Raw genomic sequence first — 26,972 nt, 5'->3', positions numbered from 1 at the left:
CGCTGGTGGGACGCTAGCGTGACGACGTGGACGACGCGCGCACGACCGACCCTCGACCCGGCACCACCGTCCCGGACGCCCGTGGTCGCACCGGGCTCGACGCCGTCGGCCGCGACCTCGACCGCAACCCGGACGTGGTCGTCCGTGACGTCGAGGTCGTCTCCGACGGCTGGCACGTGCTCCGCCGGACGACGCTCGACGTCCGGCGCCGTGACGGTCGTTGGGACCGGCAGCAGCGCGAGACCTACGACCGCGGCAACGGTGCTGCCGTGCTGCCCCACGACCCCGAGCGCGACACCGTGCTGCTCACCCGGCAGTTCCGCTGGCCCGCCTACGTCAACGGCCACCCGGACGGGATGCTCGTCGAGGCGGCAGCGGGGCTCCTCGACGAGGACGACCCGGAGACGGCCGTGCGGCGCGAGGCGGCGGAGGAGCTCGGCATCCGGCTCGGCACCCTCAGGAAGGTGTTCGACGCGTTCATGAGCCCCGGGTCCGTGACCGAGCGCGTGCACGGGTACGTCGGTGCCTACACGCCCGCCGACCTCGTGGCGGCCGGCGGCGGGCTGGAGGACGAGGACATCGAGGTGCTCGAGCTCCCGTTGGACGAGGCCATGGCGATGGTCGCGGACGGGCGCATCGCCGACGGCAAGACGATCATGCTCCTGCAGTGGGTGGCACTGCAGCGCTGAGGGCAGCGGCGTCCAGCCCGACGGCGTGGGCGATCGTCGTGCGGACGAGGCCCTCGCGCGTCGGCCGGTCGAGGTAGTCCACGAGGGCGTACCCGTTCGTGGCGTCCACGAGCGCGAACAGCAGCCGGCCGACCGCGTCCGGGTCGTCGGTGCGCATGACCCCGTCACGGACGCCGTCGCGGACCACCCCGGTCGCGAGCGCCTGCCAGTCGTCCATGACGTCCCGCGCGGCGGTGGCGAGCGCACCGTTGGTCCGGCCGAGGCTCCACGCGTCGGCCCAGAGCGCGGCGACGTCGTCCCGGGTGGGGTCGGCGATGCAGGCCAGCAGGGTCCCCAGGCGTGCGGTCGGGTCGGACCGTTCGTGCACGATCCGGCGGACCTCGGCCACCTCGGCGCTCGCGACGGTGCGGAACGTGTCGCCGACGAGGTCCTCCATCACCGGGCGGTAGTGCGCCACGAGCGAGGGCGCCACGCCGATCGCCGCGGCCACACCGCGCAGGGTCACGGCGGCGAGGCCCTCGGCGCGGGCGACGGCGACGGCCGCGTCGGCGATCTGGGCCTCCCGCTCGGCCGGGCTCAGGCGCCGGCGGGTCGGAGTGGTCGGCACGACGCCAGCCTAGGCGCGCCTCACGCGCCCTCGACGACGAACGCCGCCCAGAGGTCGGCGCGGGTGGGGAACGCCGACAGGTCCCGTTCGAGCAGCCGTCCGGCGTGCTCGACCCGCGCGCGGGCGGTGTGCCGGTGGATGCCGAGTGCCTGGGCGGTGCGGTCGTACTCGCAGTTCTGCTCGAGCCAGGTCCGCACGGTGCGGGTCAGCTCGGTGCCGGCCGTCCGGTCGTGGTCGAGCAGGGGTGCGAGGAACGCGCGGGCGACGGCACCGGCGTCGACGTCCACGTGGGCGAGGTGGGCGAGCACCCCCTCGCGGGCGAGGTCGCCGAACTCGGTGGTGCCGGGTCGCCCCTCGCGACGGCGGTCGAGTGCCTGCACCGCCTCGGTCCGCGCACGGCCGAAGTACCGGTACGAGGCGCCGTCGGAGAGCCCGGCGTGCAGGTCGAAGCGGTCCACGAGTTCCTCGACGATCGCGGTGTCCTCCGCGCCGACGCAGAGGAACAGCTCGTCGTCCGCCGCGAAGAAGAGCCGGCCGGGGCGGTCCTGCACCCACAGCTCGAGCCAGTCGACCACGGTGTCGAGGTCCTGGTCGGGGACGTCGACGGCGGCGATCCGGACGGGTTCGGCCGGCAGTGGTCCCCACACCTCGCGCGAGGTCGTGTCCACGACGGCGGGGTCGCCCACCGACAGCATCGTGAGGAGCCCGGTGCGGAGGAGCCCGCGCGCACGGGCGAGTTCGCGGTTCTGCTGCAGTGCGAGTCCGGCCAGGGCGATCACGGCGGTGACGACCTCGCGGCCGGCCCGGTCGAGCGCGCCGCCGTTCGCGATGGCGAGCACGCCGCTGAGGTGGCCGCCGCTGCCGAGGGTCTGCAGCGAGAACCCGGTGCGGTGCTCGGTCGTCACCGGCAGGCTCGCCCGCTGGCCGGCTCGGAGGAGCCGGAGCGCCTCGGTCCGGAGCACCTCGAGGTCCTCGGCGGGGACACCGTCGGCCGGGTGACCGCGGTCGAGTCGCCCGGAGACGTCGAAGAGGCCGACCCACCCGTCGAGCTGCCGGGACAGCTCGGCGATGGTCGCCCCGAGGCCGTCGGGGCGCATGGCCGCGAGCGAGATGGCCCGCTGCGCGGCGAGGGCCCAGGCGTTGCGGGCGTTGGCGTCACGGGCGACGGCGTCCGCGTTCGCCTGCGCGACGGCGATGAAGGAGGTCTCGTACGGGACCTCGAAGAGTGCGAGTCCCTGTTCCGTGCAGGCGTCGACGAGCTGCGGCGGGGTACCGGTGCGCACGACCTCGTCCCCGAAGCCGAGCGCGACGACGCCCCGGCGCAGCAGTCGGGCGACGTAGGCGTCCGCGACCGCCGCCGTGACCTCGGTGTCGTCGCCGAACTGCGTGCCGGTGGTGAGCAGCCCCTGCCCGTCGGCGAGGAACGGCGTCGGGTCCTCGAGGTCGGAGCTGTGCAACCAGGACAGCGGCGCATCGAGGGCTGCGTCGGTGGCCGTCAGGAGCCGGAGCCGCAGGTCGGCGCGGTGGAGCAGGGAGCGCAGGGTCGCGGGCATGGGTGCACCCTATCCGCTGCGTCGATCGAGGTGGCCGCCGGTGTACACGGTGGACAGCGGCACCGCGGGGGAGTGGCTCCTACGATCGCGACATGTCCTCCACCGTCGCACCCTCGACCAGCGCCGCCGCGGGCGGCCCCTCGCTGCCCCAGGAACGGCGGCTCGTCACGGAGGTGCCGGGCCCCCGCTCCCGAGCGCTCTTCGAACGCAAGGCCGCCGCCGTGGCGTCCGGCGTCGGGGTCGCGGTGCCGATCGCCGTCGTCGCGGCCGGTGGGGGCGTGGTCGTCGACGCGGACGGCAACTCGTTCGTCGACCTGGGCTCCGGGATCGCCGTGACGAGCGTCGGCAACGCCCACCCGGGCGTGGTCGACGCCGTGCAGCAGCAGGTCCAGGCGTTCACGCACACCTGCTTCACCATCGCCGCCTACGACGGGTACGTCGAGGTCGCCGAGGCGCTCAACCGGCTCACCCCCGGCGACCACGAGAAGCGGAGCGCGCTCTTCAACTCCGGCGCCGAGGCGGTCGAGAACGCGGTGAAGATCGCCCGCAAGCACACCGGTCGGCAGGCGATCGTGGTGTTCGACCACGCCTACCACGGGCGGACGAACCTCACGATGGCGCTCACCGCGAAGAACCAGCCGTACAAGAACGGCTTCGGTCCCTTCGCGCCCGAGGTCTACCGCGTCCCGATGTCGTACCCGTTCCGCGACGGCGGACTGTCCGGTGCCGAGGCGGCGAAGCGCGCGATCAGCCAGATCGAGAAGCAGGTCGGCGCGGAGAACACCGCCGCGGTGCTCGTCGAGCCGATCCAGGGCGAGGGCGGCTTCGTCGTCCCGGCACCCGGGTTCCTCGCCGCGCTGTCGGAGTGGACCACCGCGAACGACGTCGTGTTCATCGCCGACGAGGTGCAGACCGGGTTCGCCCGCACCGGCGCCATGTTCGCGAGCGAGCACGAGGGCATCGTCCCCGACATCGTCACCACCGCCAAGGGCATGGCCGGCGGGATGCCGCTCTCCGCCGTCACCGGGCGCGCCGAGATCATGGACTCCGCCCACGTCGGCGGCCTCGGCGGCACCTACGGCGGCAACCCCGTCGCGTGCGCCGCAGCACTCGCCGCGATCCACGCCTTCGAGCACGACGGCCTGGTCGAACGCGCTGCCGAGATCGGCGACGTGCTGCTCGGACGACTCCGCGCCGCACAGGCGACCGACCCCCGCATCGGCGACGTCCGCGGCCGCGGCGCCATGATCGCGATCGAACTCGTCGACCCGGCGACCGGGGAACCCGACGCCGCGCTCACCGGACGGGTCGTACGGTACGCGTACGAGCACGGCGTGATCGCCCTCACCGCGGGGACGTACGGCAACGTCCTCCGCTTCCTCCCCCCGCTCGCGATCGACGACGACCTGCTCCACGAGGGGCTCGACATCGTCCTGGAAGGACTCGCAGCAGCATGACCGACACCCAGCAGACCAGCCAGCAGACCACCCAGCAGGCCACCGAGCGCACCGACGCCGAACGCGAGCTGCTCGCGAAGGTCCCCACGGGCCTCCTGGTCGACGGCACCTGGCGACCGGCGGCCGACGGCGGCACGTTCGGCGTCGTCGACCCCGCCACCGGTGAGACGCTCCTCGAGATCGCCGACGCAACCCCCGAAGACGGTGTCGCGGCCCTCGACGCCGCCGAAGCGGCGAAGCACGGCTGGGCGACGACCCCGCCGCGCGAGCGAGCAGAGGTCCTGCGCCGCGCCTTCGACCTGCTCCAGGAGCGCCGCGCCGACTTCGCCCTCCTCATGACGCTGGAGATGGGGAAGCCGCTCGCCGAGGCGAACGGCGAGGTCACCTACGGCGGTGAGTTCCTCCGCTGGTTCTCCGAGGAGGCCGTCCGCATCGGCGGCTCCTACGGCACCAACCCCGAGGGCACCGGCCGTGCGATCGTCAGCCACAAGCCCGTCGGCCCGGCGTTCCTCATCACCCCGTGGAACTTCCCCCTCGCGATGGCCACCCGCAAGATCGCCCCCGCGCTCGCCGCCGGGTGCACGGTCGTCGTGAAGCCCGCCGAGCTCACCCCGCTCACCACCCTGCTGTTCGCCGATCTGCTGGTCGAGGCGGGCGTGCCGGCCGGGGTCGTCAACGTCGTGCCGACCACGCACGCCGGTGCGCTGTCCGAGCCGATCATCGCCGACCCGCGACTCCGGAAGCTCTCGTTCACGGGATCGACGCCGGTGGGCCGGACCCTCCTCGCCCAGGCGGCGCAGAACGTGCTGCGGACGAGCATGGAGCTCGGCGGCAACGCCCCGTTCCTCGTGTTCGCCGACGCGGACCTCGACCTCGCCGTCGAGGGGGCGCTCGCCGCGAAGTTCCGGAACACCGGGCAGGCGTGCACCGCGGCCAACCGGTTCCTCGTGCACGAGGACGTCGCCGAGGAGTTCGCCAGCCGGCTCACCGACCGCGTCGCGGCCATGTCCGTCGGCCGCGGGACCGAGGACGGCGTCGCCATCGGCCCGCTCATCGACCAGCGCGCAGTGGACAAGGCGCACCGGCTCGTCACCGACGCCCTCGACCGCGGTGCGACCCTCCGGACCGGCGGCCACCCCGTCGACGGCCCCGGCACGTTCTACGCGCCCACCGTGATCACCGACGTGCAGCCCGGCAGCGACCTGCTCCGCGACGAGATCTTCGGACCCGTCCTGGCGATCCGGACGTTCTCGACCGAGGACGAGGCCGTCGCGGCGGCGAACGACACGGAGTACGGGCTCGTCGGCTACGCGTTCACCGAGGACCCCGCGCGCGGACAGCGCCTCACGGAACGGCTCGAGACGGGCATGCTGGGGCTCAACACCGGTGTCGTCTCGAACGCCTCGGCACCGTTCGGCGGGGTCAAGCAGTCCGGCCTCGGACGCGAGGGCGGCGGCGAGGGCATCGCCGAGTACCTCGAGACCATGTACACGTTGACGCCCGACCCGTTCGGGCGCACGAAGGGAGCGCAGCGATGACCATCGAGAAGGACGTCGTCGTCATCGGCGCCGGGGTCACCGGCCTCGTCGCCGCGAACCGCCTCGTCGCCGAGGGGAAGCGCGTGGCCGTGCTCGAGGCCCGCGACCGCGTCGGTGGCCGCACGTGGACGAACGACATCGAGGGCGTCACCCTCGAGATCGGCGGCCAGTGGGTCTCCCCGGACCAGACCGCCCTGCTCGAGACCCTCGACGAGCTCGGACTCGAGACGTACGACCGCTACCGCGAGGGCTCCAGCGTCTACATCGACGAGCACGGCACCCGCACCGAGTACACCGGCGACATCTTCCCGCTGCCGGAGGCCACCGCCGCCGAGATCGAGCGGCTCGTCGCCGTCGTCGACGAGTACGTGGCGACGGTCGACCCGGCGCGCCCCTGGGAAGCGCCCCACGCCGCCGCGCTCGACGAGACCTCGTTCCGCGCCTGGCTGCACACGCTGAGCGACGACCGGGTCGCGACCGACAACGTCGAGCTCTTCATCGCCGGCGCCATGCTGACCAAACCCGCACACGCCTTCTCGGCGTTGCAGGCCCTGCTCATGGCCGCCTCGGCCGGGAGCTTCTCGAACCTCGTCGACGCCGACTTCATCCTCGACAAGCGCGTCGTCGGCGGCATGCAGCAGGTGTCCGAGCGGCTCGCCGCCCGGCTCGGTGCGGACGTCCACCTGAACGCCCCGGTGCGCACCCTGCGCTGGGACGACGAGGGCGTCACAGCGCTCGCCGACGGCGGCATCGAGGTCCGTGCCCGCCAGGCACTCGTGGCCGTCCCGCCGCCCCTGTACTCCCGCATCTCGTACGAGCCGCCGCTGCCGCGTCGCCAGCACCAGCTGCACCAGCACCTGTCGATGGGGTTCGTCATCAAGGTGCACGCTGTCTACGACCGGCCGTTCTGGCGCGGCGCCGGGCTGTCCGGCACCGCGTTCAGCCCGTACGAACTCGTGCACGAGGCGTACGACAACACCTCGTACGGGCAGGAGCAGGGCACCCTCGTCGGGTTCGTGTCCGACCAGCACGCCGATGACGTCTTCGCCCTCTCGGCCGAGGAGCGCAAGGCCCGCGTGCTCGACTCGCTCGCGCACTACTACGGCGACGAGGCGCGCCGACCGGTCGTCTACTACGAGAGCGACTGGGGTACCGAGGAGTGGACCCGTGGCGCCTACGCGGCGAGCTTCGACCTGGGCGGCCTCGTCCGGTACGGCGCCGACCAGCGCGCTGCCGTCGGCCCGATCCGGTTCGCGTCGAGCGACCTCGCCGGGCACGGGTACCAGCACGTGGACGGGGCGGTGCGGATGGGCCGCGAAGCGGCGGCCGAGATCCTCGCCTCGTTGCCGCAGCCGGCGGTGCAGTAGACCCACGCCGAGACGGACGGGAGGCGCGGTGCGGGCTGGCACCGCGCCTCCCGTCCGTCATCGGTGTGGGTCCAGGCCGTCCGCCTCCGTCAGGGAGGCGACCATCTGGACGCGGCGACCGTACCGGTCGAGCCCGAGCCGTGCCTCGGTCACCACCAGCCCGTCGTCGAACGGCGTCGACGGTGCTTGCTCGACGAACCCGGCGGTCGCGTAGAAGGGAGCGTTCCAAGGCACGTCCGCGTAGGTCCGGAGTGTGATGGCCTCGTGACCGCGCGCTCGGGCCTCGTCCTTCGCCGCCTCGACCAGCGCTCGACCGAGACCCTGCCGCGCGTGCCCGGGCGCCACCGAGAGCTGCTCCAGGTGGCAGACGCCGTCCCGCTCGAGCACGTGGACGAAGCCCGCCGGCCCGCCGTCGTCGCCCTCGACGACCAGCAGGAAGCCCGGCTCGGCGAGCCGCTCGGTGCCGGTCGGTGCCGGAGGCCACGTCTCCGGACGGAAGCGGTCGTCGAACAGCCGGTCGGCCTCGTTCTCGATCTGCTCGACCGCGGGAGCGTCCTCGGGCCGGGCGAAGCGGATGCGTCGGTGCACGAGGCGAGCCTACGGTCCGGGTCGGCCTCCCTGCGCGGCCGGTACGGTCGTCCCATGGGAGACCCGCACGACGAGGCCGTGGTGATCCGCCCGGCGACGATCGCCGACGCCGAGGGGATCGCGCGCGTGCACACCACGTCGTGGCGCGAGACCTACGGCCGGTTCGTGGACGATCCGGAGACCGACCCGTGGTTCGACCTGGGACGGCGACTCGACATGTGGCGCGCGAACCTCGCCCAGGGGACGTTCGCGGCCGTGGTGGCCGACGGCGCTGACGGGATCGTCGGCTTCGCCGCGGTGGAGGCGACGCCCGAGCCCGACGCCGTCCGACCCGAGGAACTCACGATGCTGTACGTGCTCGGGCGCGCCCACGGTGACGGCAGCGGTCAAGCGCTCCTCGACGCGGTCCTCGGTGACCGTCCGGCATCGCTGTGGGTCGCCGAGGACAACCCGCGTGCGCACGCCTTCTACCGACGGAACGGATTCGCTCCGGACGGCGCGACGTCGAGCTTCGGCCCGATCGGCTCCACCGTGCGGCTCGTCCGCTGAGCGACGCCCGTCCTGGACGGACACCGGACGCCGCGCGCGTACGGTCCGGGACATGAGCGACACCAGCGGAACCAGCGACCCCACCGACGCCGAGCGGCAGTACACCGAGGACCTGCCGGACGGCTCGCCCTCGGGCGACGCCACGAAGGACCCGGAGCAGGACAGCGACCACGACTCGGGCGGCGAGCCGGTCGACCCGCAGTAGCGCGGTCTGGTCCGCGCCCTCGTCAGTCGGCGGCGCGGATGGGCTCGCCGGTGTCCGGGTCCCAACCGACCACCCGCGGCTGCGCGACCCGGGCAGCAGAGCGTTGGCGTGGCGGGAAGTACCCGCGAGCAGCGGGCAGGTACGGCAGGAACGCGGCGACGGCACCCAGTACGCCGTTCGCGGTGGTGAGTCCGTACGGCGGCAGGAGGGCGCCGATGGCTCCGACCACACCGAGCACCGCCATCCAGAACCGCGCGCGTCCGGAGCCGCGGCCGACGCGCAGTGCACCGAACACGAACCAGCCGAGGATCGCCAGGCCGATGGCGACCGGCACGAGGGCCCAGGGGCCACCGGACGACACCGTTCCGGGCAGGTCCACGAGCCGTGTGACCAGGTCGCACGCGAACAGCACGAGCCACAGCACGACGGCAGCGGTCACGAGGACGGGGCGGGAGCGCGGGACACCGGTGGTCACGTGGTGATCCTAGGACCGGAGTTGCGCTGCGCACCACGCTCGGCGACGGGGTACGTCGGTGAGCCGGGGACACAGTCGCCGACCGGTAGAACGACGACATGACCACTTCTTCCCGCACCCCGCTCGGCGTGACACTCGTCGACGGCGGCGCGAACGTCGCTCTCTTCTCCAGCACCGCCGAGCGCGTCGAGTTCTGCCGGTTCGACGAGGACGGCACCGAACACCGCACCGAGCTCACGAACCGCACCGGCTACACCTTCCACGACGTCGTCCCGGACGTGACCGTGGGGACCCGCTACGGCTTCCGCGTCCACGGCGCATGGGACCCGGCGAAGGGCCTCCGCCACAACCCGGCGAAGCTGCTGCTCGACCCGTACGCCACTGCCGTCGACGGCACGTACCAGTGGGGCCAGGCACTGTTCGGCCACGACATGCAGGACCCTGAGCGGATCGACGAGACCGACTCGGCCGCTGCGATGCCGAAGTCCGTCGTCGCTGACCGCGACTTCGACTGGGGCGACGACGCGCGACCCCGCACGGCCCTCGCCGACACGGTCGTGTACGAGGTCCACGTCAAGGGCTTCACGAAGCAGCACCCGGACGTGCCCGAGGAGATCCGCGGCACGTACGCCGGACTCGCGCACCCGGCGGCGATCAAGCACCTCACCGACCTCGGGGTGACCGCCGTCGAGCTGCTGCCGACGCACCAGTTCGTGCAGGACTCGACCCTCGCCGACAAGGGCCTCCGCAACTACTGGGGCTACAACAGCATCGGGTTCTTCGCCCCTCACGACGAGTACTCGTCGTCCGGCACCGCCGGCCAGCAGGTCGCCGAGTTCAAGGCGATGGTGCAGGCCCTGCACGCCGCCGGCCTCGAGGTCATCATGGACGTCGTCTACAACCACACGGCCGAGGGCAACCACATGGGCCCGACGCTCTCGTTCAAGGGCATCGACAACGAGTCGTACTACCGCCTGGTCGAGGGCGACGAGGCGAACTACTTCGACACGACCGGCACGGGCAACAGCCTCAACGTGTCGCACCCCGCGGCGCTCGGCCTCGTCATGGACTCGCTCCGGTACTGGGTCGAGGAGATGCACGTCGACGGCTTCCGCTTCGACCTCGCGACGACGCTGACCCGTCAGGGCGGCGAGGCGGAGAAGCACTCGGCGTTCCTCGACATCATCCACCAGGACCCGGTGCTCCGCGAGGTGAAGATGATCGCCGAGCCGTGGGACACCGCCGGCTACCAGGTCGGGGGCTTCCCGGCGGACTGGTCGGAGTGGAACGGCAAGTACCGCGACGACCTGCGCGCGTTCTGGCGCGGCGACTCGGGCACCCTCGGCGACGCCGTGCAGCGCGTGCTCGGCAGCCCGGACGTCTACGAGGGGTCACGGCGCTCGCCGCTGTGCTCGGTCGACTTCGTCACCGCCCACGACGGTTTCACCCTGGCGGACCTCACGATGTACGCCGAGAAGCACAACGAGGCGAACGGCGAGGACAACAACGACGGCGAGAGCGACAACACCTCGTTCAACGGCGGCGTCGAGGGTCCGACCGAGGACGGCGTGGTGAACGACTACCGGAACCGGCAGCGCCGCAACTTCCTCGGCACGCTGCTGCTGTCGGCGGGCGTGCCGATGATCCTCGGCGGCGACGAGATCGCCCGGTCGCAGGGAGGCAACAACAACGCCTACTGCCAGGACGACGAGATCTCGTGGTTCGACTGGGCCGCGGCCGACCGGGACCTGCTCGCCTTCACGACCGAGGCCATCGCGTTCCGCCGCGACCACGTGTCCCTGCGTCCCGAGTGGTACCGCACGGCCCCGGGCGACTCGGCGTCCACGGTCGACGTGCTCCGTGCCGACGCGAAGGGGTTCGACGACGCCGACTGGGCAGACGGCGGGAACCGGGCGGTCATGCTCGTCCTGCAGCAGGGCGACGACACCGTGGCGGTGCTGCTCAACGCGTCGGAGACCACCGTCGAGTTCACCCTGCCGGAGAAGCCGGGTGGCGGGCGCTGGTCCCTCGGGCTGTCGAGCGACCCGGACCAGGCCGTCGGCGACGACGCGGCGACCGTGCTGGTGCGCGACGCGTCGTTCACGGCGCTGGTCTAGACCATCTGACGGACGGGAGGCGCGGTGCCAGCCGGCACCGCGCCTCCCGTCCGCCCGTGGGCCGGGTCGCGGGCGTCAGCCGCCGATGCGGATCAGCTTCTTGTTGACGAACTCGTCGGCCCCGAGCGGGCCGAGCTCGCGGCCGAAGCCGCTCGCCTTGACGCCGCCGAAGGGGAGCTCCGGGCTGTCCGCGCCGACGATGTTCACGTAGACCATCCCGGCCTCGATGCGGTCGGCGACGCGCAGCGCCTGCTCGGCGTCGGTCGTGAAGAGGTACGAGCCGAGGCCGTACGGGGTGTCGTTCGCGATCGTGATCGCGGCATCCTCGTCCTCGACCCGGTAGACGGCGGCGACGGGGCCGAAGAACTCCTCGCGGTACGCGTCGTTGTCGGGCGTGACGCCGGTCAGGACCGTCGGGGTGAAGGCGTTCCCCTGACGCTGGCCGCCGGTGACGACGGTGGCGCCCTGGGCGGTCGCGGCCGCGAGCTGCTCCTGCAGCCGGTCGGCAGCGGCGGGGGAGGACAGCGGACCGAGTTCGGCACCGGGCGTGGTCGGGTCGGTGGGTGAGACCGCGGCCATCGCGTCGGTGAACTTGGCCAGGAAGTCGTCGTACAGGTGGTCGGCGACGAGGAAGCGCTTCGCGGCGTTGCAGACCTGCCCGTTGCCCTCGAGGCGGGTGGCGACGGCTGATTCGACCACGGCGTCGAGGTCGTCGGTCGACAGCAGGATGAACGGGTCCGAGCCGCCGAGCTCGAGGACGACCTTCGTGAGGTTGCGGCCGGCGATCTCCGCGACGGCGGCACCGGCGCGTGCGGAGCCGGTGAGGGAGACGCCCTGGACGCGCGGGTCGGCGATGACGTCGGCCGCCTGGTCGTTCGTGGCGAAGACGTTCGTGTAGGCGCCCTCAGGGAAGCCCGCGTCGTGGAAGACCTGCTCGATCGCGAGTGCGGACTCCGGGCACTGCGGGGCGTGCTTGAGGAGGACGGTGTTGCCGATGACGAGGTTCGGACCGGCGAACCGGGCGATCTGGTACGCGGGGAAGTTCCACGGCATGATGCCGAGCAGGACGCCGATCGAGGACTTCCGGATGAACGCGCTGCCCTCGCTGCCGTCCGCCAGGGTGATCGGCTGGTCGGCGAGGAACTCCTCGGCGTGGTCCGCGTAGTAGTCGTAGATGTCGGCGCAGAAGTCGACCTCGCCCACGGCCTGGTCGATGGGCTTCGCCATCTCGCGGACGATCGTGGCGGCGAGGCCGTCCCGACGCTCCCGGTACAGCTCGGCGACGCGGTGCAGCAGCGCGGCGCGGTCGGCGACGGTGCTCGTGCGCGACCACTGGGCGTGCGTGCGGTCGGCGGTGTCGATCGCCGCGCGGAGCTCGTCGTCGGTGATCGTCGGGAACGTGGCGAGGGTCTGGCCGGTGGCCGGGTCGGTGACCGCGTAGACGGTGGCCGTGTCGTTCATCGTGTCTCCTGTGTGGTTCAGACCTGGTCGGTCAGCTGCTTGTTGACGCCGGTGACGGGCTGGTTCTCGTCGAAGCCCTTCGGCTGGATCCGGAACCCCTTCGTGATCACCAGCAGGTACACGAAGCCGATCGCGGCCCAGACGCCGCCGGCGATGAGGGCGTCGGCGTGCAGCTGAGACCAGAGAACACCGGTCAGCAGCATCGCGACCCCGGGGAGGACGATGAAGGCGAACCGGTCGCGTGCGGTGTGCCGGCGACCCTCGCGCCAGGCGAAGTGCACGATCACCGTCAGGTTGACGAACGTGAACGCGATGAGGGCGCCGAAGTTGATGTACGCCGAGATGGTGTCGAGCGAGAACGTCATCGCGAGGAGCGTGACCGCCCCGACGATGACGACGTTCGGGATGGGTGTGCGGGTCCTCGGGCTCACGTACCCGAAGACCTTCTTCGGCAGGACGTTGTTGCGGCCCATCACGAGCAGCATGCGGGCGACGCTGGCGTGCGAGGCGAGGCCCGAGGCGAGCGCGGCGACGAACCCGGCGGCGACGAGGATCGCCTGGAACACCCTGCCGCCGACGAGCAGCCCGATCTGGGGCAGCGGGTCGTCGGTGAACTCGCCGAACGGGGCGTTGGTCGGGAAGCGGAGCTGGGCGAAGTACGCCGAGACGAGGAAGATGAGCCCGCCGATGAGGACGGTCAGCAGGATCGCCTTCGGCATGATGCGGATGCTCTTCGCCTCCTCCGTGTACATCGTCACCGCGTCGAACCCGATGAACGAGAAGCACACGACGGTCGCCCCGGTGAGGAGCGCCGACATCGTCACGCCGTCGTGCACGAAGGGCTCGGCGCTGACCACCGTGCCGGCACCGGCACCGTCGACGAGTTCGATCACGGCGAAGACGACGAACGCGATCATCGCGAGGACCGCCCCGATGAGCAGGACCATGTTGAGGTTCGACGTCCCGCGCATCGACAGGCAGATCACCGTCGTGACGAACACCGTGTAGACGACCACCGTCACCCACGCGGGCAGTGCCGGGAAGACCTGCTCGAGGTACAGGCGGATGATGAGCGCGTTCACCATCGGGAGCAGCAGGTAGTCGAGCAGGGACGCCCAGCCGACCATGAAGCCGGCGTTCGGGTGGATCGACTCCCGCACGTACGTGTAGGCCGATCCCGCGGCCGGGTAGACGCGGACCATCTTCCCGTAGCTGATCGCCGTCAGGAGCATGATCACGAGGGCGATGAGGTACGCACTCGGCACGGCGCCGTTCGTCTCACCGGAGACGATGCCGAAGGTGTCGAACACCACGGTCGGCGTCATGTACCCGAGGCCGAGTCCGACGATCGCCCACAGCCCGAGACTCCGCTTCAGGGACCCACCGCGCGCGGTGCCGGGCGGGGCGGTGACGATGGTCGGTGACGCCATGGGGAGTTCCTCCTGCTCGCAGCCGGAGCTGCGGGGGCCGGGGTCCGCGCGGCGGTGCGCGGACCTGATCGGGTGGACCGATCCGCTGACGATACCGACGCCGCGGGCAGCGTCGGACCCGCCACGGAGTACACGATGCGAGGCAGGGATGTACGCGGTGTCGCTTGCCGACCGGAGCCTGGGACCGGCCGGGAAGATGCTCAGCCACGGGACCGGAACCGCGGGCGCACTCCCGGCACGGCTCCCTACGATCGGCTCGGCACGACCGGCACCGGGCCGGACGCCGACGGACGAGGACGACCGATGACACGGACACGAGGGCTGATCGCCGCCGGGCTGGTGGTCGGCCTCGCGCTCGGTGCGGCCGGTGGGTGGGGCATCGCCCACGCGACCGGTGCGGGTGGGACGGGCTCCGCCGCTGCCGGGCGGGCCGTCGTCGCGGAGCCGAGCCGCGCCTCCACGGCCCGCGCGACGACAGTGCCGAGCGTCCGCCCCTCCGCGCACGCCCCGATCGCGACCACGGCCGGCGGGATCCCCGCTGCCGAGGCACCCGGGTCCACTCCCGCTTCGGCGAGCGTCGACCTGGCGCGGACGTGGACCGCTCCGGCCGACCTGCCGACGCAGGGGCGGCTGCTCCGGGTGACCATCCCGGCCACGCGATCGCACTTCGTCGCACGCCAGGCCCTGCTGTACCTGCCCCCGGCCGCGCTCACCGCCGACCCACCGGCGCTGCCCGTCGACGTGCTCCTGTCCGGCCAGTCCCGCGGAGCCGGTCCCGAGGACGTGCAGACCGGCGGGGCGATCGAGCAGACGATGGACGCGCTCGCGACCGTCGACCGTGGCCTCGCACCGATCGTGGTCGTCCCCGACCAGCTCGGCCCGCGGTCGGCGAACCCGATGTGCGTCGACGGGGCGCTCGGCAACAGCCGGACCTACCTCACCGAGGACGTCCCGGCGTGGGTGACGAGCCACCTGCGGGTGCAGACCGCGGCCTCCGCGTGGACCATCGGCGGGTTCTCGCAGGGTGGGACGTGCGCGATCCAGCTCGGGGCGGGGGACCCCTCGCGGTTCGGCAACCTCATCGACGTCTCCGGCGAGGACGGGCCCACGCTCGGCAGCGAGAGGAAGACCGTCGACGAGGGCTTCGCCGGGAACCGCGCGGCGTGGGCGGCGGCGCAGCCGGCGGCACTGCTGCGTGCCGGTGCGCCGTTCCGGGACTCGAACGCGTTCTTCGCGGCCGGGGCCCTCGACACCACCTACGGGCCCGTGATGCCCGTGATGGCCGGGCGGGCCCGGGCCGCGGGGATGCACGTCGCCACGTGGGTGGTGCCGGGTGGGCGGCACAGCTGGGTGACGGCGCGGGCGGCGCTCGCCGCGGGGCTCGACTGGTTGCAGCCGCGGGTGGGGCTCGGGGCGCCGGCGGCCTGACGTCTACCGAGCTGCGGGCTCCTGCTGCGTGATGCAGTGCAGCCCACCGCCCCGCGCGAACACCTCGCGCGCATCGATCGTCCGCACCTCCCGCCCCGGGTACACGTCCGCGAGGATCCCCCGCGCCCGCTCGTCCGCCACCGGCTCCCCGAACCCGCACGCGATCACCGCGCCGTTCACCACCACGTGGTTCACGTAGTTCCAGTCGACGGGTCCGTCGGCGTCGGCGAGCGTCGCGGGTGCGGGCAGCTCGACGATGGTGGCGTCCGTGGCCTCCTCGATCGCCCGTCGGACGATCGGCATCACGACGTGGTCCGGGTGGCCGGGGTCCGGCTGGGCGTGCAGCAGCACGGTGTCCATCGCGGCGCCGGCGAAGGTCGCCACCATGTCGACGTGCCCCCGGGTGCCGAAGCCGTCGTAGTCGCGGGTGAGGCCACGGGGCAGCCAGACCACGTCGGTCGCGCCGATCGTCCGCGCCAGCTCCTGCTCCACCCGCGCGCGGTCGGCGTAGGGGTTCCGTCGGGGATCGAGCTGGACCGTCTCGGTGACGAGGACGCGTCCGGTCCCGTCGACGTGGATCGCCCCGCCCTCGTTCACGAGCAGTGACGGGATCCGTTCCACGCCCGCGGCCGCGGCGACGGTGGCGGCGACCTCGGCGTCGCGCGTCCACGTCGACCACGGGTTCGCGCCCCAGCCGTTGAAGACCCAGTCCACCGCGCCACGGGCCCCGGTCACGTCGTCGACCACGAACGTCGGACCGATGTCGCGCATCCAGAAGTCGTCGAGGGGCGCCTCGAGCACGTCCACGGCGCCGGACAGGAGGCGTCGGGCGTCGTCGCGCGCGACCGGGTCGACGACCACGGTGACGGCCTGGTACTCGCTGATCGCGTTCGCGGTCGCCGCCCAGACGGCACGCGCCGCCTCGGCGCTCGCCGGGTCGTCGCCGAGCGTCAGCCCGGGCCGCGGGAACGCCATCCAGGTGCGTTCCTGCGGGGCGGTCTCGGGAGGCATGGCCCAGGTCATGCGCGCACCTCGCGTCCGGTGGGGGTCGCCGCCACGGCGATGGCCGCGTCGATCGCGTCGCGTGCGCCGTACGCGTGGCGTTCCTCGTCGACGGGGGCGACGAGCGTGCCGTACAGGTCCGGACGGCGCGTGACGTAGAAGGGGAAGAGCCGGAGCCACTCCGTGCGGGCGTCGAGGTCGAGGTCCGCGACGAGCACGACACTCGCGTCCCGCGGTGCCTCGACGAGGACGCGGCCGAACGGGTCGGAGATGAACGACGAGCCGTAGAAGGTGATGTCGCCCTCGTCGCCCCAGCGGTTCGGGACCACCATGAACTGCCCCGAGGTGATGCCGTTCGCCACGATGACCTGCCGCCAGATCGCGGCGGTGTCGAACGCGGGGAACGACGGCTCGGACCCGATCGCCGTCGGGTACGCGAGGACCTCGCTGCCGGCGAGACCGTACGACCGCGCGACCTCGGGGAACCACTCGTCCCAGCAGGTCGGCAGGCCCACGCGGGCCCCGAGTCCGGCCGGCTCGTACACCGGGAAGGCGTCGGCGTCGGAACCCGGGCGGAAGTACGTGTCCTCGTGGTAGCCGGCGCTGATCGGGACGTGCGTCTTGCGCGTCCGACCGACCAGCGTGCCGTCCGGGGCGACGAGGACGGCGGTGTTGTAGCCGCGCGGGTCCTCGGGCCGGTCGTCGGCGGCCGGACGCTCGTACAGCGAGGCGTGCACGAACACCCCGTGCTCCGCCGCCTGGGCGCGAGCGAAGACGACCGTCGGGCCGTCCTCGAGCGACTCGGCCGACTCCTTCGGTGCGCCGGTCGCGGGGGTGTCGCCCGGGTAGCGCGAGAGCGTCAGCTCGGGGAGGAACACCGCGGTGGCGCCGTTCGCCGCTGCCGTCGCGATGCCGTCCGCGAGCTGGGCACGGTGGGCAGCGGGATCCTCGAGCCACCGGGACTGCACGAGGCCGGCGCGCACGCGGCGTCGGGGTCGGCCGGTGTCCTCGTGCAGGGGAGACGGCTGCGGTGTGCCGGTGATGACGTCCATGACGCCATTGTTGATCGCACGATCAACGAGCGCAACCCCCTCGAGGTGTTGTGTGGACGAATGAGCGAACCCATCGTCACGCCGCTCGGCTTCTCGCACGTCCGGTTGACGGTCACCGACATCCGACGCAGCAAGGCCTTCTACGAGCAGTTGTTCGGGATGCCACCGGGGAGCGACTTCAGCGACCAGGTCGACGACCCGACGATCCACGACGACCCGTGGCGGACCTACGGCGGGTGCTCCTTCACGTTCGGTGGGCAGACGCTGGGCCTGCGGCCGGTCGCGCCGGCGGGGGACCGGTTCGACGCCGACCGGGTCGGCCTCGACCACGTGTCGTTCCGGGTGGCATCGGTCGACGAGCTGCACGCCGCGGTGGGCCGGCTCGACGCGGCGGGGATCGAGCACGGCGAGGTGACCGACCTGCCGCCGTTCGGGGTCGTGATCCTGTCCGTGCAGGACCCGGACGACGTCAACCTGGAGTTCGCGGCGCCCCGTCCCTGACGGTCGTTCGGCGGGTGTGTCACGCCAAGAGGGGCTGTCCGCGCCGTCGCCGTCCTGGGAGCATCACGGCATGCTCGACAACCTGATGGGGACCGGAGCCTCCCTCTCCCTCGTCGCCCTGCTCGTCGCACCGTTCCTCGGCGTCATCGCCTGGTACGCGACGCGGAGCTGGACCCGGTCGTGACCCAGGGCCTCCGCCGCCGCGGTGGACGGGCACTGGGGGTCGCGTTCGTCTTCCTCGTGTTCGTCGAGGTGCTCGCGTCCTTCTCGACGTTCTTCGGGATGCTAGTCGCCCAGACGCTGTACGAGCCGTGCGCCTCGGTCGACGCGATGCGGTGCTCGTACGGGGTCGGGGAGACTGCGCTGATCGTCGTGCCCCTCGTGTCGCTCGCGATCTCGATCACCACGTGGACCCTCGGCGCCGCGGGGGCTCCGACACTGCGGCGGCGGGTGTGGACGCCGACGATCGGTCTCGGGTCGATCATCGCCGTCTTCCTGCTCGGGCTCCTCGCGATCGACCGCTCCATCGGCTGACCGGCGGCGGCTGACCGGCGGCGGCTGTCCGGTCGGCGCGCGCGTCCCCCGGGCATCGAGGTGACACCCGTGCCCCGGGCGTTGGCTGATCCGGTCAGACAACAGGAGGACACATGAGCAAGACCTGGTTCATCACCGGCGCGTCCAAGGGCTTCGGCCGCGAGTGGACGGAAGCGGCACTCGAGCGCGGGGACTCCGTCGCCGGGACCGCCCGCAACCCCGACGACGTGCACGACCTCGTCGACCAGTACCCGGACACGTTCCTCGCGCTGCAGCTCGACGTCACCGACCGTGCAGCCGACATCGCCGCGGTCCAGCGTGCCGCCGAGCACTTCGGCTCCCTCGACGTCGTCGTCAACAACGCCGGCTACGGCCACTTCGGCATGGTCGAGGAGCTCACCGAGGACGAGGTGCGCGCGCAGCTCGAGACGAACCTGTTCGGTGCGCTCTGGGTCACCCAGGCGGCGCTGCCGATCATGCGCGAGCAGGGGTCCGGACACATCATCCAGGTGTCGAGCATCGGCGGGATCAGTGCGTTCCCGACGGTCGGGGCGTACCACGCGTCGAAGTGGGCGCTCGAGGGGATCTCGCAGTCGCTGTCCCAGGAGGTCGCGGGCTTCGGCATCCACGTCACCCTCGTCGAGCCCGGTGGGTTCTCGACGGACTGGTCCGGTCCGTCCTCGAAGCACAGCGAGGAGATCGCCGCCTACGCCGACGTGCGCGAGGCCGCGTCCAAGCGCCCGTCCGCTGCCGACCCGGGCAAGCCGGAGGCCACCCGGTCGGCGATCCTGAAGGTCGTCGACGCGGACGAGCCGCCGCTGCGGGTGTTCTTCGGGAAGGCGCCGCTCGGCATCGCGGAGCGTGACTACGAGTCGCGGTTGGCGACCTGGCGCGAGTGGCAGCCGGTGGCCGAGGAGGCACACGGCGCCTGACGACCTCCGAGGTCAGGCGCGACCGACCGCCGAGCCGACCACGGCGAGCAGCCGGAGTCGCTCGGCGGTCTCGCTGCCGGGTTCGGCGGTGTACACGAGCAGGTTCTGCGAGCTGTCGGGGTCCTGCAGCACCTGGCACTGCAGGGTGAGCAGCCCGACCTCGGGGTGGCGGTAGGTCTTCACGTCACGCGGGCGGATGCCGACCTCGTGGCGCGCCCAGACCTCGCGGAACTCCTCGCTCGTCGCGAGCAGCCGTTCGGCCAGGTGTGCGGCCCGGGAGTCGGGTCCGCGGCGAGCGATGACGGTGCGGAGACCCGAGGCGTACATCCGGGACAGGAAGGGGTGGTCTTCGACCGGGTGGACGTCCCGGGACGCCGGGTCGGCGAACCACCGGTACCCGATGCTCCGGTCGTCGCCCCGTCGGCCGCTGGCGTCACCGGTGAGTTCGGCGGCGAGGGAGGTCTGCTGCAGCGTCTCGCCCAGCTCGGTGACGATCTCGGCCGGGCTGTCGGCGAGTCGGTCGAAGATGCGCATCATGCCGGGGCTGACGTGGTCGCCGCCGGACGCCGCGGTCGGGGGCTCGTGTCCGGCGAGGCGGAAGAGGTGGTCGCGCTCCGCGATCGTGAGGCGCAGGCCCTGCGCGATCGACGCGAGCATCTGGTCGGACGGCTGCGGTCCGCGCTCCCGCTCCAGCCGCGCGTAGTAGTCGACGGACATGTTGCTCAGCAGCGCCGCCTCCTCGCGCCGCAGCCCGCTCGTGCGACGGCGCTGGCCCCGGGGCAGGCCGACGTCCTCGGGCTGCAGGGCCGTCCGACGGCTGCGGAGGAAGTCCGCGAGGGACGCTCGGTCGATCATGCGCCCATCCTCTCCCGGGGCGTCGACCGCAGCCACGGATCGTCAGGCCGTGGTTGCGTGTGCACGACGCGGCGACGATCGTCTCGGGTGCCGGATCGGGTGCTCACCACGACGGAAGAGGCGGACCATGGCACGGAACGAACGACTCACCCTCCCGGACCTCGGCGGGCGCCGGGTCCTGGTGACCGGAGCGAGCGACGGCATCGGACTGGAGATCGCCGCGCGCTTCGCCGGCGCCGGGGCGGAGGTGGTCGTGCCGGTGCGCAACCGCGACAAGGGAGCGGCGGCCGTCGCCCGGATCACCGCGCAGCACCCGGATGCATCCGTGCTGCTCGAGGACCTGGACCTGTCCTCGCTGGAGTCCGTGTCGACGCTCGGGGAGCGGATGCGGTCCGAGGGCACGCCGATCGACGTGTTCGTGGGGAACGCCGGCGTGATGAACCCGCCGGAGCGGCAGACGACCCGGGACGGCTTCGAGCTGCAGTTCGGCACGAACCACCTCGGGCACGTCGCACTCGTCGGCGCCCTGCTCCCCCTGCTCCGTGCCGCGAACGGTCGGGTCGTGATGCAGTCCAGCGTGGCGGCGCAGCGTGCCTCGATCCGGTGGGACGACCTGCAGTCCGAGCTGGACTACGACGTCGCGCGGGCGTACGGGCAGTCGAAGCTCGCGTGCGCGCTCTTCGCCCTCGAGCTCGGTCGGAGGAGCCGGGCCGGTGGGTGGGGGATCACGAGTGCGGTCAGCCACCCCGGCGTCGCACCCACGAGCCTGCTCGCCGCACGACCGGAGATCGGACGCTCGGGCGACACCGTGGCCGTCCGGCTGATCCGCTGGCTGTCGGCGCGCGGGCTCCTCGTCGGCACACCGGCCTCGGCGGCGGAGCCGGCCCTGCTCGCGTCGACCGACGCGGACCTCGACGGAGGCTTCGTCGGTCCGACCGGACCCGGGCAGCTCGGCGGACCGGCCGGCCGTCGGAAGCCGTGGGCGCCGTTGCTCCGTGACGAGGACGCCGCTCGGCTCTGGGACGTGTCGGAGTCGCTCGTCGGGAGTTCGGTCAGCTGATGATGTTCACCGCGCGAGAGATCACGAGCGCCAGCAGGATGAACCCGCCGATCGACTGGTAGGCCATGATCATCTTCGCCCGGATGGTCATCGGCATCGTGTCCGTCGGGCTGAACGCCATCATGTTCGTCAGCGCGACGTAGAGGTAGTCGAGGTACACCGGCCGCCAGGCCGCTGTCTTCGGGTCGGTCTCCTGCGGGAACTGGAAGTCGGCGCGGTCGGTCACCCACAGCCCCGGCTGCCGTCGGGCGACGGGGCCGCCACGGTCGAGCTCCCAGTACACGAGCCCGAACGCGATGATGCTGCTCACCCAGACCTGCAGGGCGATCAGGAGCACCGCGCCGCCGTCGGGGTGCCCGTGCAGCAGCTCGTCGATCGTGCGGACGACGGTCAGCTGGTTCGCGACGGTCAGCAGGACCGCGAGGCCCGTGGACAGCCACCGCGACCAGGTGGTCTCACGGGTCAGCCGCCGAGGGTTGAACACGATGAGCGGGGTGAGGAGCAGCACCCCGAGGAGCGGGACCACCCAGGACGGGAAGAACAGGACCTCGTCGGGCAGGAACAGGCTCAGCGCGAGGTTCACCAGCACGGCGACGGCGACCGGCCCGCGGTGCTCGTGCCGGGGTGTGGTCCGCGTCGTCGTCACGGCTCCGAGTGTGGCACTCGAACACCGTTCCGGGCCCGAGCGACCCGTGAGGGTCCGGTCAGTACGACCCCCGTGTCGCTCTCACCGGAACATGGAACATCAGTAGGCTGGTGGCGGGCCGCGTCACCGCCGGAGCGTGGCCCGAGCAAGGATGAAGCCCACCGCTGGGGAAACAGCGATGGGCTTCGATTTGCTCTCCGAGTGGAGAACGAGGGACACGATGCGTCCCGAGCTTGAACTCGGAACCAGTGTAGCCCGATCACCGTCGGGTCGCACGTCCCTCGGCCCCTGCTCTTCGTGTCCGCCGGCGCTGACACGGAAGGTGGTTCGGATGTCCTCCGACGACGAACCGCGTCGACGCCGTCAGGTGCCGTGGTTGGGGATCGCGACGTTGCTCGTGACCCTGGCCCGGTTCCTGCACGACGTGTGGCGCAAGGGTTGAGCCCAGGGTGTCCCGCGCTCTTGCCGGCGCGGGGCACCCGTCGGACCCGCTCAGCCGACCCGCGCCGGCACCCGGTCGTCCTCGACCTCCGCCCGGATCACCGCGAGCGCGAACCCGCGCCGGCCGCGGGTCGCCCACACCGCGATGACCGACGTCACCGCGAGCACGAAGGCGAGGAACGCGGAGAACGGGACGTCCACGGCGAGCAGTGCCGCCCACCCGCCGGAGCCGAGCGCCCAGCGCACCACGCGCCTCCCGGTCCCCGGTGTCGGGGCCGGACGGAGCCGGACGACGTGCTCACCGAGGGTCCGGCCCGTCGCGAGCACGACCACGAGCTGTGCGAACGGGGCGACCAGTGCACCGGCGGTGATGAGCGTGCCGAGCACCGGGTCCTGGTCGTCCCGCCCGGCGATCGCCCACACCAGGGCGGTCCCGACGCTCAGCGTGCCGGACAGGAGCCAGATCGCCAGCACGTCGGCGAGCATGCCGGAGAACCGTCGTGCCGCGGTGACCGGGCGTGGGGCGTCCGCGTCGGTGGTCCGCCCCGACCCGGCGAGCAGTCCCACGAGCGGGGCGAGGAGCGTGCCGACCACGGCGCCGGTCGTGTTCGCGAGCAGGTCGTCGACGTCGAAGAGGCGGTACGAGCACGGGTAGAGGAACCAGTCGCCGGTGAGCTGCGTCGTCTCGATGAGCAGGGACACCACGAACCCGGCGCCGAGCCCGACGAGCAGGCCGGCGAACACGCGCTTCCGCGCGACCGCGTGCCGGGCGAGTGCGCCGAGGGGCACGAAGAGCAGCACGTTGAACAGGACCTGCGCCGACGCGGGGTTGGACAGCAGTGACCGGGGTCCGGAGATCCCGCCCTCCTTCGCGACGTCCCCGAGGAACGCGAACGGCGTCAGCTGCGGCGAGGCCGCGTTCCGGCACATCGTCGCGACGTCGTCGGGCAGCGGCAGCAGCGTGTAGGTGACGAGCGCGAGGGCGTAGACGAGCGTGCCGAACGCGACGAGCGAGCGTCGGAAGCCGAGCTGTCCGTGACGGCGGTACTCCCACGCCGTCCACGGCACGAGCGCACCGACGGCGAGGACGACCCCGACGACGAACGCGATCACGCCTGGCAGCACGGTTCCCATGCGGTCGACGGTACTGACCGCGCGGGCGGACGGAGCCGATGTCAACCGCTCGGAGGACCCGGGATCGATCCGACGTCGCACGGGGTCGCGTCGCCCGGGGGACGATCCGCGGGCGCTCGGTGCGCAGGCTGGTGGCATGTCCGAACGCAACCGACCCACCGTCCGTCTCCTCGCCGCCGCCGTGGTCGCCGGCTCCGTCGCGGTGTTCGCGACCGGGTGCAGCTTCGTCCAGCAGCAGGCGGGCGATGCCTGGTCCGTGACCTACGAGGTCCGCGTCGACCAGCCGAGCGGGGCCGCCCTCACCGACGTGCGGGTCGAGGGTGCCGAGCGACGGGGCGAAGCGCCCGCGGTGCACCGGCTCGACGCGCAGGAGACCGGAACACCGGACGGCGACGGGTCGCGCTGGGAGCACGACGCGATCGTCCTCGCCGAGCAGCGGGCGTCGGTGCGGGCGACGCCGGGCGCCGGGGCCACGGCGACGTGCCGGATCCTGCTCGACGGGAAGCGCGAGATCGCGAGCGAGACGTCGGCGCAGCCGGGCGACGCGGTGCGGTGCTCGGCGGACACCCCGGCCTTCGACTGACGGGGCGTCACGCCCGACCGGGCGGCGGGAGTCGGCCGGATCCGGCCGACTCCGGCCCCGCCCGTCAGCCGGGCAGCGGCCCCGCCAAGGACCCGGCAGACACCTCGTGCCCGAGCAACCGCCCCGCCGCCCGCAGCCCGGAGAGCAGCGCCCCGTGCACGGTCGCGGGGTCGTCGCCCCACGTGGCCTCACCGGCGAGCTGCACCCGCCCCGACGGGTTGCCGAGCAGGTCGTGGTCGTCCGGTGACGCCCCCACGTGCAGGTACGAGTACGACCCGCGCGCGAAGGGGTCCGCCGCCCACCGGGTGATCCGCACGCCGTCCGCCGATGGGACCGAGGGCCCGAACACCCGACGCAGCGCCTCGACCGCCTCGTCGACGACCAGGGCATCGGGCAGCGACTCGATCCGTCGCGCGCCGGCACCGCCCACGAGCGCCGCGAGCACCGGTTCGCCGGTCACCCGGGACATGTCGTACCAGGAGTGCCAGTCGACCCCGGCCGGACCCTGCTGCCGCACCACCCAGTCGTCACCCCAGAACCGCTCGGGGAACCGCAGGAACACCTTGTCGTAGACGCCCATCCCGAGTCGGCCCATCGCGTCGAGCACCGCGGGCTCGAGCGGTGGCTCGAACGTGATCGCGCCGGCCTGCAGCACGCCGAGGGGCGCCGTGACGACGACCTCCGCAGCGGACACGGTCGTCCCGTCGGCGAGCCCGACGACGACGCCCGAGGACGACGAGCGCACGGCGGCGACGACGGAGGACAGGCGGACGTCGAGCCCGGCCGCCAGGGCGTGCGCGTACTGGGCGTAGCCGCCGGGGAACACCACCTCGTCGCCGGCGACGTGCTCCTCGTCGAGCCCGTGCGCGTCGAGCACGGTGACCGGGGCGCCGCAGAGGTCCTCGGAGCGGTGCGCCGTGTACTCGCGGATCCGCGCGGCCCGGTCGCCCTGCCACTGCAGGGACCGCAGCGCGGTGTCGACGGCGGACGCGTAGGTCGCCGGCGGCGGGGCGTCGGCGACCACCGCGGCGAGGGCCGCGTCGACGGTGTGCAGGTCCGCGACGAACGACGCGGCCTCGGGCGCGGTCAACCGCCGTCCGGACGGGGCGTGCCAGCCGATCGGCCGCCCGTCGAACTGGAAGCTGCCGACGGTGAACTCGACGGTCTCGATCCCGAACGCGGACGCCAGGGACCAGAGCGGGTTGCCTTCGATGCCGTGGATCCACGAGGCGCCGAGGTCGACCGGCACCCCGATCTCGTCGTCGGTCCAGGTGCGGCCACCGATGCGGTCGCGGGCCTCGAGCACGACGACGCGCTGCCCGCCCTGCACGAGCGCTCGAGCTGCGGCGAGCCCGGCGACCCCGGCCCCCACGACGACGACGTCGGCATCGAGTGCAGCCATCAGTGTCCTCCGGTCAGCGGTGTCATCAGGCGGGCGGCGAGGCTCGGCCGCCCGGTCAGTGCTTCCTCGCGGTCGGCCAGGTCGGTGGCCACGAGCCCGGCGTTCGCCCCGAGGAACCGCAGCGGCTCCGGCTCCCAGTCCGGCGACCGGTGGTTCACCCACGGCAGCGCGGTCAGCGGCGAGGACACACCCCGCACGAGGTCGGCGAGCGTCCGTCCGGCGAGGTTCGTCGTGGACAGGCCGTCGCCGACGTAGCCGCCGGCGGTCCCGACGTGGCCGTCCCAGGTGACCGAGGCGCACCAGTCACGGGGCACCCCGAGGGGTCCGCCCCACGTGTGGGTGACCGGGGCGTCGGCGACGGCGGGGAACAGCTCGACCAGGGACCGCCGCAGGTGCTCGAACACGCGCGGTACCCGGTCGTAGCCGGGGGTGATCGCGGACCCCCAGTGGTAGCGGGCTCCGCGTCCGCCGAACGCCAGTCGGTCGTCTGCCGTGCGCTGCCCGTACACGAGCAGGTGCCGGTAGTCGGAGAACGTCTGCCCGTGCTCGAGCCCGACGCGGTCCCACACCGCCGCGGGCAACGGTGCCGTCGCGATCATGAGCGAGTACAGCGGCAGGATGCGCCGCTTCGTCTGCTCGAGCTGCGCGCCGTAGCCCTCGACCGCGATGACCACGGCACCGGCCGTGACGGTCCCACGCGACGTGACCACGCGCCCGCGATCCCAGGACGAGGCGGGCGTGTGCTCCGCGATCCGGACGCCCCGCGCCTCCAGGGCCGCCGCCAGGCCGCGCACCAGCGCTGCGGGCTGGACCCGCGCGCAGTCCGGCGTCCACGCGACACCGGCCGATCCGGCGGCATCGCCGGGGCGTGCGTCGCGGTACGTCATGTCGTCGCCCCACGCGGCCGAGGCGGCGACCTCGTCGCGGGCCGCGCGTTCCTGCACGGCGGAGCGCGCGTAGAGGACGGTGCCGCCCTTGACGTAGTCGCAGTCGACTCCGGCCTCGGACGCTGCGCGCCCGACCTCGTCGACGGTGTCGCGCATCGCCCGACGCAGGGCGAGGGCCGCGTCGCGGCCGTGCTCGCGGGCGATCGCCTCGGCGGACCGCGGGAACAGTGCGGAGCACCAGCCGCCGTTGCGTCCGGACGCGCCGAAGCCCGCGATCTCGCGTTCCACGACGACGACCTGGAGGCGCGGGTCGGCCTGGTGCAGGTACCACGCGGTCCAGAGACCCGTCAGTCCACCGCCGACGATGCAGACGTCCGCGGTGGTGTCGCCGTCGAGCGGCGGGCGGGGCGTCAGGTCGTCGCGGCCGCTCGTGACGAGCGCGTCGAGCCAGAACGAGACGCCCCGGTAGCCGGTCACGG

The 26,972-nt window shown here is 72.7% G+C and carries 26 protein-coding genes; 13 read left to right on the top strand and 13 right to left on the bottom strand.

Going from position 1 to position 26,972, the window contains the following annotated elements; translation table 11 throughout:
• Positions 1-26 precede the first annotated feature (26 nt).
• A complete protein-coding gene (locus tag BIV01_RS06420; protein ID WP_071302284.1) occupies positions 27-689 on the top strand; it encodes an NUDIX domain-containing protein in 663 nt (220 codons plus the stop codon).
• Here the strand turns inward: BIV01_RS06420 and BIV01_RS06415 are convergent.
• Together BIV01_RS06415 and BIV01_RS06410 are read right to left on the bottom strand one after the other, a co-directional pair.
• Entirely contained in the window at positions 655-1,296 is a 642-nt protein-coding gene (locus BIV01_RS06415; RefSeq protein WP_071302283.1) for a TetR family transcriptional regulator C-terminal domain-containing protein, read from the bottom strand. The genes BIV01_RS06420 and BIV01_RS06415 overlap by 35 nt on opposite strands.
• A gap of 20 nt (positions 1,297-1,316) precedes the next feature.
• Positions 1,317-2,849: a PucR family transcriptional regulator gene (locus BIV01_RS06410; RefSeq protein ID WP_071302282.1), complete on the bottom strand. Its 1,533-nt coding sequence runs from the start codon at positions 2,847-2,849 to the stop codon at positions 1,317-1,319.
• Between the two features lie 92 nt (positions 2,850-2,941).
• Between BIV01_RS06410 and gabT the strand changes: the two genes are divergently transcribed.
• The 3 genes from gabT to BIV01_RS06395 are packed head-to-tail and all read left to right on the top strand — an operon-like array spanning position 2,942 to position 7,211.
• Positions 2,942-4,306 carry a 4-aminobutyrate--2-oxoglutarate transaminase gene (gene gabT, locus BIV01_RS06405; RefSeq protein WP_070417446.1) on the top strand — a complete coding sequence of 455 codons (1,365 nt, stop codon included), beginning with the start codon at positions 2,942-2,944 and terminating at the stop codon, positions 4,304-4,306.
• Positions 4,303-5,844, top strand: coding sequence for an NAD-dependent succinate-semialdehyde dehydrogenase (locus BIV01_RS06400; protein WP_083413809.1), 1,542 nt, complete (start codon positions 4,303-4,305; stop codon positions 5,842-5,844). Before gabT ends, BIV01_RS06400 begins: the two co-directional genes overlap by 4 nt.
• Positions 5,841-7,211: a flavin monoamine oxidase family protein gene (locus BIV01_RS06395; protein ID WP_071302281.1), complete on the top strand. Its 1,371-nt coding sequence runs from the start codon at positions 5,841-5,843 to the stop codon at positions 7,209-7,211. The genes BIV01_RS06400 and BIV01_RS06395 overlap by 4 nt, the downstream gene beginning before the upstream one ends.
• Before the next feature lie 57 nt (positions 7,212-7,268).
• On the opposite strand, the gene BIV01_RS06390 is transcribed toward BIV01_RS06395, so the two are convergent.
• Positions 7,269-7,799, bottom strand: coding sequence for a GNAT family N-acetyltransferase (locus BIV01_RS06390; protein ID WP_071302280.1), 531 nt, complete (start codon positions 7,797-7,799; stop codon positions 7,269-7,271).
• Positions 7,800-7,853: 54 nt separating this feature from the next.
• Between BIV01_RS06390 and BIV01_RS06385 the strand changes: the two genes are divergently transcribed.
• Complete coding sequence (locus BIV01_RS06385; RefSeq protein ID WP_071302279.1) at positions 7,854-8,348, top strand: GNAT family N-acetyltransferase; 495 nt, start codon at positions 7,854-7,856, stop codon at positions 8,346-8,348.
• Between the two features lie 52 nt (positions 8,349-8,400).
• Positions 8,401-8,553 carry a hypothetical protein gene (locus BIV01_RS19690; protein WP_175473650.1) on the top strand — a complete coding sequence of 51 codons (153 nt, stop codon included), beginning with the start codon at positions 8,401-8,403 and terminating at the stop codon, positions 8,551-8,553.
• A 22-nt stretch (positions 8,554-8,575) separates the two neighbouring features.
• Here BIV01_RS19690 and BIV01_RS06380 read toward each other — a convergent pair whose 3' ends face one another.
• On the bottom strand, positions 8,576-9,028 hold the full coding sequence (locus BIV01_RS06380; RefSeq protein ID WP_071302278.1) for a hypothetical protein: 453 nt from the start codon (positions 9,026-9,028) through the stop codon (positions 8,576-8,578).
• 98 nt (positions 9,029-9,126) lie between these two features.
• Between BIV01_RS06380 and glgX the strand changes: the two genes are divergently transcribed.
• The gene (gene glgX / locus BIV01_RS06375) at positions 9,127-11,145 is read left to right on the top strand and encodes a glycogen debranching protein GlgX (RefSeq protein ID WP_071302277.1); all 2,019 of its coding nucleotides are present in this window, start codon (positions 9,127-9,129) and stop codon (positions 11,143-11,145) included.
• Positions 11,146-11,220: 75 nt separating this feature from the next.
• Here the strand turns inward: glgX and BIV01_RS06370 are convergent, their stop codons facing one another.
• Entirely contained in the window at positions 11,221-12,606 is a 1,386-nt protein-coding gene (locus BIV01_RS06370; RefSeq protein ID WP_071302276.1) for an NAD-dependent succinate-semialdehyde dehydrogenase, read from the bottom strand.
• A gap of 17 nt (positions 12,607-12,623) precedes the next feature.
• Positions 12,624-14,036 carry an APC family permease gene (locus BIV01_RS06365; RefSeq protein WP_071302275.1) on the bottom strand — a complete coding sequence of 471 codons (1,413 nt, stop codon included), beginning with the start codon at positions 14,034-14,036 and terminating at the stop codon, positions 12,624-12,626.
• A 303-nt stretch (positions 14,037-14,339) separates the two neighbouring features.
• Between BIV01_RS06365 and BIV01_RS06360 the strand changes: the two genes are divergently transcribed.
• The gene (locus BIV01_RS06360) at positions 14,340-15,464 is read left to right on the top strand and encodes an alpha/beta hydrolase (RefSeq protein ID WP_071302274.1); all 1,125 of its coding nucleotides are present in this window, start codon (positions 14,340-14,342) and stop codon (positions 15,462-15,464) included.
• A 3-nt stretch (positions 15,465-15,467) separates the two neighbouring features.
• Here the strand turns inward: BIV01_RS06360 and BIV01_RS06355 are convergent, their stop codons facing one another.
• Both BIV01_RS06355 and BIV01_RS06350 read right to left on the bottom strand, forming a co-directional pair.
• Positions 15,468-16,487 (bottom strand): agmatine deiminase family protein, encoded by a 1,020-nt coding sequence (locus BIV01_RS06355; RefSeq protein ID WP_071302273.1) that lies wholly within the window; start codon positions 16,485-16,487, stop codon positions 15,468-15,470.
• Positions 16,484-17,518 carry a nitrilase-related carbon-nitrogen hydrolase gene (locus tag BIV01_RS06350; RefSeq protein WP_071302272.1) on the bottom strand — a complete coding sequence of 345 codons (1,035 nt, stop codon included), beginning with the start codon at positions 17,516-17,518 and terminating at the stop codon, positions 16,484-16,486. Before BIV01_RS06350 ends, BIV01_RS06355 begins: the two co-directional genes overlap by 4 nt.
• A 60-nt stretch (positions 17,519-17,578) precedes the next feature.
• On the opposite strand from BIV01_RS06350, the gene BIV01_RS06345 reads away from it, so the two are divergent.
• The 3 genes from BIV01_RS06345 to BIV01_RS06335 all read left to right on the top strand — a co-directional run bounded on the left by BIV01_RS06345 (position 17,579) and on the right by BIV01_RS06335 (position 19,485).
• Complete coding sequence (locus BIV01_RS06345) at positions 17,579-18,019, top strand: VOC family protein (RefSeq protein ID WP_071302271.1); 441 nt, start codon at positions 17,579-17,581, stop codon at positions 18,017-18,019.
• Between the two features lie 180 nt (positions 18,020-18,199).
• Positions 18,200-18,553, top strand: a complete 354-nt coding sequence (locus BIV01_RS06340) for a hypothetical protein (protein WP_071302270.1) — start codon at positions 18,200-18,202, stop codon at positions 18,551-18,553.
• A gap of 113 nt (positions 18,554-18,666) precedes the next feature.
• Positions 18,667-19,485, top strand: a complete 819-nt coding sequence (locus BIV01_RS06335; RefSeq protein ID WP_071302269.1) for an SDR family oxidoreductase — start codon at positions 18,667-18,669, stop codon at positions 19,483-19,485.
• 12 nt (positions 19,486-19,497) lie between these two features.
• On the opposite strand, the gene BIV01_RS06330 is transcribed toward BIV01_RS06335, so the two are convergent.
• Positions 19,498-20,340, bottom strand: coding sequence for a helix-turn-helix transcriptional regulator (locus BIV01_RS06330; RefSeq protein ID WP_071302268.1), 843 nt, complete (start codon positions 20,338-20,340; stop codon positions 19,498-19,500).
• Positions 20,341-20,467: 127 nt separating this feature from the next.
• Between BIV01_RS06330 and BIV01_RS06325 the strand changes: the two genes are divergently transcribed.
• Entirely contained in the window at positions 20,468-21,400 is a 933-nt protein-coding gene (locus tag BIV01_RS06325) for an SDR family oxidoreductase (RefSeq protein ID WP_071302267.1), read from the top strand.
• Here BIV01_RS06325 and BIV01_RS06320 read toward each other — a convergent pair.
• Entirely contained in the window at positions 21,393-22,046 is a 654-nt protein-coding gene (locus BIV01_RS06320; RefSeq protein ID WP_071302266.1) for a DUF1345 domain-containing protein, read from the bottom strand. The genes BIV01_RS06325 and BIV01_RS06320 overlap by 8 nt on opposite strands.
• Positions 22,047-22,538: 492 nt before the next feature.
• The gene (locus BIV01_RS06315) at positions 22,539-23,621 is read right to left on the bottom strand and encodes a VanZ family protein (RefSeq protein ID WP_071302265.1); all 1,083 of its coding nucleotides are present in this window, start codon (positions 23,619-23,621) and stop codon (positions 22,539-22,541) included.
• Positions 23,622-23,757: 136 nt separating this feature from the next.
• Here BIV01_RS06315 and BIV01_RS06310 point away from each other — a divergent pair, with 136 nt between their 5' ends.
• On the top strand, positions 23,758-24,204 hold the full coding sequence (locus BIV01_RS06310) for a hypothetical protein (protein ID WP_071302356.1): 447 nt from the start codon (positions 23,758-23,760) through the stop codon (positions 24,202-24,204).
• 64 nt (positions 24,205-24,268) lie between these two features.
• On the opposite strand, the gene BIV01_RS06305 is transcribed toward BIV01_RS06310, so the two are convergent.
• Together BIV01_RS06305 and BIV01_RS06300 are read right to left on the bottom strand one after the other, a co-directional pair.
• Positions 24,269-25,606 (bottom strand): flavin monoamine oxidase family protein, encoded by a 1,338-nt coding sequence (locus BIV01_RS06305; protein ID WP_071302264.1) that lies wholly within the window; start codon positions 25,604-25,606, stop codon positions 24,269-24,271.
• The gene (locus tag BIV01_RS06300; RefSeq protein WP_071302263.1) at positions 25,606-26,970 is read right to left on the bottom strand and encodes an NAD(P)/FAD-dependent oxidoreductase; all 1,365 of its coding nucleotides are present in this window, start codon (positions 26,968-26,970) and stop codon (positions 25,606-25,608) included. Before BIV01_RS06300 ends, BIV01_RS06305 begins: the two co-directional genes overlap by 1 nt.
• Positions 26,971-26,972 lie beyond the last annotated feature (2 nt).

The organism is Curtobacterium sp. MCBA15_013, from assembly GCF_001865095.1.
GTDB lineage: Bacteria > Actinomycetota > Actinomycetes > Actinomycetales > Microbacteriaceae > Curtobacterium.
Note: the sequence above shows the minus strand (reverse complement) of the source record. Positions and strands in the feature narration are given on the sequence as shown.